This is a genomic window from Mesorhizobium sp. M0854, from assembly GCF_040319815.1.
Lineage (GTDB): Bacteria > Pseudomonadota > Alphaproteobacteria > Rhizobiales > Rhizobiaceae > Mesorhizobium.
This window is the reverse complement of the sequence record NZ_JAMYOL010000025.1, coordinates 62,669-70,296: the sequence shown is the minus strand read 5'-3', so window position 1 is coordinate 70,296 and position 7,628 is coordinate 62,669. Positions and strand designations below refer to the sequence as shown.

The window sequence follows — 7,628 nt, the reverse complement described above, 5'->3', positions numbered from 1 at the left end:
AGCAGCCGGTCACGGTTTTTGGAGAACACCGAATGGTCCCAGGCTGCGTCGTCGACGCCGATGCCGACGAACCAGCGGAACAGGAAGTCGTATTCCAACCGTTCCATCAAAAGCCGCTCCGAGCGGATCGAATAGAACGCCTGCAAAAGCAGCGCTCGCAGCAGCTTCTCCGGCCGGATAGATGGCCCTCCGGTCGGCGAATATAGCGCCGCGAACTCACGCTCCAGCCTCGACAGGGCTTCAATCACGATCGTCCTGATCGCCCGCAATGGGTGATTGCGCCGAACCCGGACTTCAAGGTCCACGTAGCTGAAAAGTTCGCCAGTTCGATCGCCGCCGCCGCGCACTCGTCATCTCCGAATCCCTTCGGAGCCAGTGAATCATTGCTGCGGTCCGGTGGCGAGGGCCTTTTTCAACAGCCTGCTAGACGGTTTCGAGCCGGCTGAACCGAACCGGGATGAGTTTCCGGGTCTCGAGCTGCCCTGCCGCATCCTTGTCGATGACAGTCAGAAACTGTGCTTCTTTAGATCCCAAAGGCAGAACCAGCCGTCCCCCCGGCTTGAGTTGCTTCAGAAAAGCCGGCGGTGTCTGCTCAGCCGCCGCCGTGACAAGGATCTTGTCGAATGGGGCGTGCTCGGGCCAGCCGCGAGACCCGTCTCCGACACGAATGCCGACATTGGATAAGCCTAGCTCCTGCAGGAGAGCCTCCGCACGGCTTACGAATTCCTCGACGATTTCTACGCTCCAAACCTGCCCGGCGAGTTGCGCGAGGATTGCGGTTTGATAGCCCAGGCCAGTGCCGATCTCGAGCACCGCCTCGTTCGATTGGGGAGCAAGGAGATCGGTCATGAGAGCGACGATGAATGGCTGCGAGACGGTTTTATCGAAGCCGATCGGCAGCGGCATGTCCTGGTAGGCATAAGGTGCAACCGAGGCTGGCACGAAGCGATGCCGCGGCACTCGCCGCATCGCTGCCATCACCCGCTCATCGAGCGCCGCCTTGCCGAGTTCTTCGCTTGCAAGGTCGGTATGGATTGCAATCATCTCGACCATGTGCCTGCGTAGGACCGCGAGGTGCTCTTCGTTCATTGGCTTCATGACGGTGGGGCCTTCCTCAACCAGCTTGCTGCCGGTGAGCATTATATCCTGTTCGTCACGGTAGCGCCCGCCATCGTTTCCATTACGGTGCCCAGGGCAAACATGGGTGAGCGTCTTGGCAGGCTATCGCTGGCGGCGACCCTGGAGATTCTGGGCGCTATATCGCCATAGCGGTGTGTCACACATGCGGCTATCGCGCATCAGCTTCGCCAGCACCGGCCGGCAGGGCGATGCGCCGGAGCCGTGCTCCTGGTGGGCGAGGCGGCAGTCAGCCGCCTTGACCTCGTCGACCTGGGCGTCGGTCGCCCGATCCTCGGTCGAGACGCGGGGATCGCCAATGGGCGGCCGATCGGGAGAACTGGACGTTGTGCGTGCATTGGCCGGTTTCGGGGCCGTTTTTGGATTTTTGTACACACAAGGAATGTGCCAGAACATGAACGTGTGAATGCGTCTGGAGAGGCCTCAACGACGTCTCATCAGCCAACCGAGGCTTGTAATCCGTCACTAATGCCATATCTTACGCACAAGAAATGTGCCTCTGGATATGGCAAGGGGGACAGGGATGACCCAAGCATTGAAAGTTCCAGTTCAGAACGAACCGTTAGTGCTGTCCTATATGGATCGGGCTGGGAAGATCGCTGTCGCCCAGGTTGCGGATGGATTCGGTATGTCCAAAGGTCAGCTTGCCGAAACGGCGGGTCTTGCGCGGGAAACCCTCTATAGGATTGAGCGTAGCCGTGCTGCAAAGACGCAAGGTCGCCTTCGTGAAATGCTTGAGATCATCAGCAGGGTGATCGACTGGGCCGGAGGCAAGGAGCAGGCGATGGCCTGGTACCGGGCCCAGCCGATACCGGCATTCGGCGGGCGGACGGCGGAAGCTCTGGTCAAGGAAGGCAAGGCCAGCGCGGTTCGCGACTACCTGGATCATGTCGCCGTTGGTGGCTTTGCTTGAGGTTTGCCGGAATTTGCCACCGCGCCCATGATCCGCGCTGGTCCTTCCAGCCTATCTCAGGCGACGGAGCGGCTATTCGGGGCGCCAGGTTCAACCCGAAAGGTGTGCCTACGCTTTATCTGGCGCTCGACATCATGACGGCCGTGAAGGAGGCCAATCAGGGTTTTGCACATCGCATTGATCCCTGCGTGCTTTGCTCATACGAGATCGATTGCGATGACATTGTCGATCTGAGGACGGCGCAAGGCCAGGCCGACGCCGGGATCCGGTTCGAAGATATGGCTTGTGCCTGGATGGATTTTCTCGCCCATGGCAAACGGCCGCCCTCATGGAGCATCCATGACCGCCTCGTTGCTGAAGGCAAGTTCGGCATTCTCGCGCCCAGCTTCGCGCCAGGTGCCGGCACATGTGATCAGAACCTCGTGCTATGGAGCTGGGGCGAGGTGCTCCCGCGCCAGGTCAAGGTGATCGATCCGGGAGGCCGGCTGCCTCGGAAGCAATTGTCCTGGAGCTAACGCCGCAAGGGTCGGATCGAATTGCGACTGAGGGGATTATCCGCGCCGCCCGCGCGAGCGTGCGTTCCGCGTCATTGTAATAGTTTGAGGCCTGCTGCACGGACCGATGCTGCGACTGCTGCAAGGCTTCGGGCAGCGGAATGCCGCGGCGTGCGGTTTCGGTGAGATAGCCGGAGCGCAAGCTGTGGGCGGAGAAGGCTTGCGGATGGAGCCCGGCCTCGGCGGTGCGCCGCTTCAGGATCAGATTGACGGCCTGCGGCGTCAGGACGCGCGCTTCGAGATTGCCCCGTGGTCGATGCCGCCAAACACGACGCGGTCGCTGATCCTGGCGCGTTCAAGCCAGTCCTTCAAGACCAGCACAGGCCGGCCCGACGAGCAGCACGAAAGCGTCGCTGTCGGCTTGCGTCGTCTCTGTGCAGCCGAGCCGTATTGCCGTATCGACAGGCACGGCAATTTATCGCCGCCGGGAGCGTTGGGATCGGCCGGAACCGGGTCTTCGTCGACCAGCTGTTCGACGCGAAGAGCAGAAATTTCGCTGCGACGCCGCCGCTGCAGGCGAAGGCGGTGATGAGAATCGCGCGATCCCTGACGTCGACGAGACGGTCGCCGGCGCATGTTTCAGGAGGGCGGCCAGAATATCGGCGGTCACAGCCTTCCTGCTCTTGCGGCCGCGGACGGGCCTGGCGCGCACCGCCAGTTTGATCGCGCTCTGCAGGCCCGGGGCTGCAAAATTTCCGCGCAAACCGCGCCATTGAATCAGCGTACAGCTCGACAGCCGCCAGCGCACGGTGCACGGCGCATACGGACGGCTTTTACCCGCAACAGTCCCTCCGCCCTCGGCGCGGCCATGACGGCAACGGCACACTCTGATCAGACGGTTGACGAAGGCGCGGCTGGGGAGGTCAACGACTACCTCGTTGCTGTCCCCCGATTTGCCCTGATGTCCTGTTCCCGCCATCAGAAGCTGATGCCCACGATCTTTACGCCGATACGATCGGCGAGTTCGAGCAATTCGGAATAGACGTCAGAATTCCCGGTCAAATCGAGCGACACGCCGGACTGCACCAACATCTTTGCGGGAATTCGATCGCCAAACAGCATCACGGCGACAGCCCGGTCGTCCTGCCGAGAAATCCAGCAAAGTCCCTGGGCATCTGGGCATTGTGCGTGAATGGCTTCAGCCCAGGGGCGTGTTGCTGGGTAGTGGTCCTTCTCGGTGTCGATGATCTGGCTGCGCTTGATGCCGAGTTTCCTCAGCGCTGTGACGCTTAGATCAGCCAAGACCAATTCGCCCTGCGGCGCCACCTGCGAATAGACTTGATCCGCCAGTTTCACCTTGTCGTAGGTCTTCAGGCCCGGCGCGAATGGCACATCGTGGAAGACGGTTTCCATCGCCGCGCAGTCAAAGGTCGTGCCGCCGTACAGAGTCGGGATATTGGCCCCAGTTGCATTCTTGATCGGGCTGAATCGGGCATTGCCTTTCAGGCCTGGATTGAACTCGACGCCGGCATAGAGATTCAAATGGATACGACGGATAACTTGGTCCGCCGGCCATATCGTTCGGGTGATGATATCCTGCAAATCGTGCGATGGAACGGGAACTGGAGTCCCAGGTCCCCGTCCAATCTTTGATTTAGCCATGGAGTGCGCCTACCAACTCATCCTCGGCGGCTGCAAGAACGCGCTCGGGTTGCGCAGGGAGCACATCTTGCGGACGCTTGCCCCCAAGGAAGCTATTGACCGATGCAAACCAATAGGCGAGCCCCCAGTCGTCCTTTTTCTCGTGTAAGACGCTCAGAACCTTAGCGAGCGCTTTGATAGGCCGATATCCAGCGGCGGAATCCAGAGCATACCCAGGGAAATAGTCTACGCCCCGATGTCGAACTGCAAAGATCTGGCCTTCTTTCTTCCACTTGTTTGGCTGCGCACTCGGGTTGCTTGTGCTGAACCCAGCCATTTTGGCGATTTGGGGAGCGGTCAGCCAATCGCCGCTCTCCAGCACTGCCTTTCTCGCCTCGGCCGTCATCCGCGCCTCGACAAGCATGTACTGCGGGGGCGGCACCTGAGGAACCAGGGCCTCGATTATTGAGTTAATGGCTTCACGTTGGCGACTAACCAGGATGGTACGGACCAGAGGCGCGATGCTGACGACCGTGTCCGCAAGGGCGCGAACTGCAGGTTCACTCCCATGCTCGAACGTTAGTGCTATGACTTGCTCCGCAGTCAGCCGATCAAGTTGATCACCAACCTCCTTCGGAGTTCCGGTGAGCGCGCCAAATCCCGATAGCTCAATGGTGTCATTGGTATGTGCCATAATATTCCACTCCGCTGGGTTGGTGAGGATGATTACATATATAGCACGATAACCGATCTCATCAAGTGGTGTTGCTGCGATGCTCTCCGACGCCTGGGAAGACATCAGTCCACTCCAGCATCAACCCTGGCTCGGCACCCTTCTAGTCGCTCGCATGCTGCGGCAGCGCCGCAAGACCACGGCCCCACCTGCTGGCATTTATCGACGCCTTTACGGAAGCCACCGCGCTCGGCCTCAAGGAACATGACCGGCCGGCGCTGGCGCGGGAACAGATGCTGCGCCGCACCAGGAGCCGGCGCGGCAACTCGAAGCTGCCTCCGCATAATCCATTCCAGCAGATCCGCATCGAGCGTCGCGTGCCTCCCGCCGTGGCAGATACCTCGATACTGTCGCCTTACTCTTGAGCTGCTCAGACATCGCCGGCGTCAAATTCACCAATGGTGTCGCACAGTCCGCGACACCGGATCACCGCGCCGCCTGATCGGCCGCGTCACCCAATTCCGACCATAGCTCCTCGCGAGCCGGTCTCAAGCACAAGAGCCGCTCCGACACGCCTGTCGCCCGAATTGAGAAACTGACCCCCTGACGAAATGAAGAACTGACCCCCTCGGTTATGAGAGCAGGCATGATGGGGTGGACGAAGCCCATCCTCACAGAATGTTCGCCTACCGGGACAAACGTGACGCAACGGAACGGATGGTTCACCCGCAAAGTCTTGGGGAGGTTTGCGAAAGGAGACCAGCATATGACCTGCGAATGAGATGTCGGCACGTTCGAAGAGCCCGTGACCGTTTTGCTGTCCTCCGGCAAAGTCAGTGTTTCGAGCACCCGCGAAGCCGCCGAAATGCTGCTTTACCGCTGGCCCATTGGAGAAACCGCGCGCCGCATCCAGGCTCGTATGGCATGCATGAAGGTTCTCGGCGGCGGCAGCTCACCGGATGTAGCGCGCGTGGCATTTCTCAGCGCCGCCAAGGAAGCGAAAATCCTGAACGCCTGACATCGTCAATGCGTGCCCCACCACTGTCCATCATGCATCACTCTTGCAGCAAACATCCTGCGTCGATCATGCGGAGACGCCGAATGCTTGCGCGCTACGTCGACCCCCGAGTTGACGCGCTCTATGGCGAGTTCGATGTAGAGATCGTCCCCAAGGGCCGCTATCCGAAAGAAGGCCAGACGCGCGCCGTCTGCTCCATCCGCCGGCTGATCGACAATCATGGCGCTGAGCATGCACGGTTGGTCCTGTGCGTCCTGGCTGAGGGCCGCGGCAATCACGCGCTCATCGAAGAGAGCAGCCTGATGGCCGTCTCTGACTTGCTGCTGGCCTGTCCGGACCTGGTGGAGCAGGGCATGGCCGCCGTGCCCGAGGTTTTCGACGCGATCCCGCTCGGCGCATACATAGCGATTGTCAATGAGCTGCGCGGCCGCGTTCATCAGGGGCATGCGCTAGCTGGTATCCTTTACGTGCACCTCCGGCGTCTCAGGGAGAGCTCGCTAACGGCAAAGGAGACGATTCGATCCCGGATGGCCAAGGCTGATGCCAGTGAGGCTGAAAAGGGCCGCCAGGGCTTCACCAAGCGTCAGCGCCGGCGCGAAGACATTATCGCGCTCGGCAAGAGGATGCTCGCGGTCAAGGCGTCATAGCCGCATGGCGAGTTCGGCCCATGGCTGCGCGACCAGCCGATGACCTACGATTTGGCTTTGAAGGCGATGCGGCTGGCCCGCGCTGTTGCCTAGAAGCGATCGGCCCTACCAAAGAAGAGGCGCGCTCCCTTGTTTCGCGGCGTATCCCCATCTAGCCTGAACTACTTTCGGTTGAGGAGCGGGTATGAAACAGAATCAGGAAGGCACTCGACCATTGGCCATCGGGCTTTTGATATCGAGCATATCCCTGGCAGGGTGCACCACAGTTTCAACTAGCGGTGCGGATGGATGGCTTACGAAGTCAAGTGCTTCCGGGGTTTCCGACGCAATGGCTAAGAAGGGCATGATGCCCGCAGCGATCGACTGCCGGTTCGATAGCACAGCTCCGGGCAAAGCGGCCTATGGATCAAAAGTTACGTGGAAACCTGCCCCACCAAACTTTGTCTGGCAAACGCATGTCGGCCCTCCCGATTTCGTTGCGAGGGGCGAGGCTGGATCACGCGCACTCGGTCTTCATCGCGTGTTTTCGAAAAGGGTTCGTGACAAGGCAACGGGTCAAGTAGTTCAGTGTTCGATCTGGAGGAATTGAAGCTGCTCGGCCTCGATCCGACAGGCAATCGATTACGGCCCAGGGGTGACTACCGATAAACCTCATTCCCGTTAATCTCCGGCCCCTGTTTCGAGGCAAGAGAATCGCACGCGCGGCCTCGTCGAGGAATTCCGCACGTATGGGCATGTATGGGGCCCTGTCGGGCCGCGACATCTACTTAGGACAGTCGCCTACTTAGGACAGTCGCCGCGACCATAACTTTTGATAACAGGTCAGGGTCGCGGGATGCCGAGCCGCTTGAAATACCGAGTTGTGGGGTGCTCGCGATCGTCCCGCCTCAACCGCGCAAGTGCGTCATCATCGCCGGCGAGCGCCATAGCCAAACCGGGAGCGCTTATTCTCCACGGAGCACCGGGCATTGTCTGATTGTGATGACGGTCCTTGATCACCAGCCGCCTGAGTGTGTCGTCGCTTGCGTTGTAGTCGTGCCTGAACAGATCAATGACCCTCTGGACCGTGATCGCCTCTGCCCGTGGCAGGTAGAGCGGCCGAAGC

At 60.3% G+C, this 7,628-nt stretch carries 9 protein-coding genes and 1 pseudogene; 5 read left to right on the top strand and 5 right to left on the bottom strand.

What is annotated here, in order from left to right:
- The coding region (locus NKH99_RS26300; protein ID WP_353016429.1) for a transposase at positions 1-347 on the bottom strand (347 nt) is incomplete at its 3' end.
- Between the two features lie 76 nt (positions 348-423).
- Entirely contained in the window at positions 424-1,098 is a 675-nt protein-coding gene (locus NKH99_RS26295) for a protein-L-isoaspartate(D-aspartate) O-methyltransferase (RefSeq protein WP_352772372.1), read from the bottom strand.
- A gap of 562 nt (positions 1,099-1,660) precedes the next feature.
- On the opposite strand from NKH99_RS26295, the gene NKH99_RS26285 reads away from it, so the two are divergent.
- Positions 1,661-2,050 carry an antitoxin Xre/MbcA/ParS toxin-binding domain-containing protein gene (locus tag NKH99_RS26285; protein ID WP_352772346.1) on the top strand — a complete coding sequence of 130 codons (390 nt, stop codon included), beginning with the start codon at positions 1,661-1,663 and terminating at the stop codon, positions 2,048-2,050.
- Positions 2,047-2,565 (top strand): RES family NAD+ phosphorylase, encoded by a 519-nt coding sequence (locus NKH99_RS26280; protein WP_353016427.1) that lies wholly within the window; start codon positions 2,047-2,049, stop codon positions 2,563-2,565. Before NKH99_RS26285 ends, NKH99_RS26280 begins: the two co-directional genes overlap by 4 nt.
- A gap of 34 nt (positions 2,566-2,599) precedes the next feature.
- Here NKH99_RS26280 and NKH99_RS26275 read toward each other — a convergent pair.
- From NKH99_RS26275 to NKH99_RS26265, 3 genes and pseudogenes are all read right to left on the bottom strand, one after another.
- Positions 2,600-3,417: pseudogene (locus tag NKH99_RS26275) on the bottom strand (tyrosine-type recombinase/integrase); the annotation flags it as partial.
- A 105-nt stretch (positions 3,418-3,522) separates the two neighbouring features.
- Complete coding sequence (locus tag NKH99_RS26270) at positions 3,523-4,206, bottom strand: RES family NAD+ phosphorylase (RefSeq protein ID WP_353016424.1); 684 nt, start codon at positions 4,204-4,206, stop codon at positions 3,523-3,525.
- On the bottom strand, positions 4,199-4,984 hold the full coding sequence (locus NKH99_RS26265) for a hypothetical protein (RefSeq protein WP_352780470.1): 786 nt from the start codon (positions 4,982-4,984) through the stop codon (positions 4,199-4,201). Before NKH99_RS26265 ends, NKH99_RS26270 begins: the two co-directional genes overlap by 8 nt.
- Here NKH99_RS26265 and NKH99_RS26260 point away from each other — a divergent pair.
- The 3 genes from NKH99_RS26260 to NKH99_RS26250 all read left to right on the top strand — a co-directional run bounded on the left by NKH99_RS26260 (position 4,959) and on the right by NKH99_RS26250 (position 6,523).
- Positions 4,959-5,126, top strand: a complete 168-nt coding sequence (locus NKH99_RS26260) for a DUF1612 domain-containing protein (RefSeq protein WP_352780468.1) — start codon at positions 4,959-4,961, stop codon at positions 5,124-5,126. The genes NKH99_RS26265 and NKH99_RS26260 overlap by 26 nt on opposite strands.
- A 537-nt stretch (positions 5,127-5,663) precedes the next feature.
- Positions 5,664-5,876: a DUF982 domain-containing protein gene (locus NKH99_RS26255; protein WP_353016421.1), complete on the top strand. Its 213-nt coding sequence runs from the start codon at positions 5,664-5,666 to the stop codon at positions 5,874-5,876.
- 83 nt (positions 5,877-5,959) lie between these two features.
- The gene (locus tag NKH99_RS26250; RefSeq protein ID WP_353016418.1) at positions 5,960-6,523 is read left to right on the top strand and encodes a hypothetical protein; all 564 of its coding nucleotides are present in this window, start codon (positions 5,960-5,962) and stop codon (positions 6,521-6,523) included.
- Positions 6,524-7,628 lie beyond the last annotated feature (1,105 nt).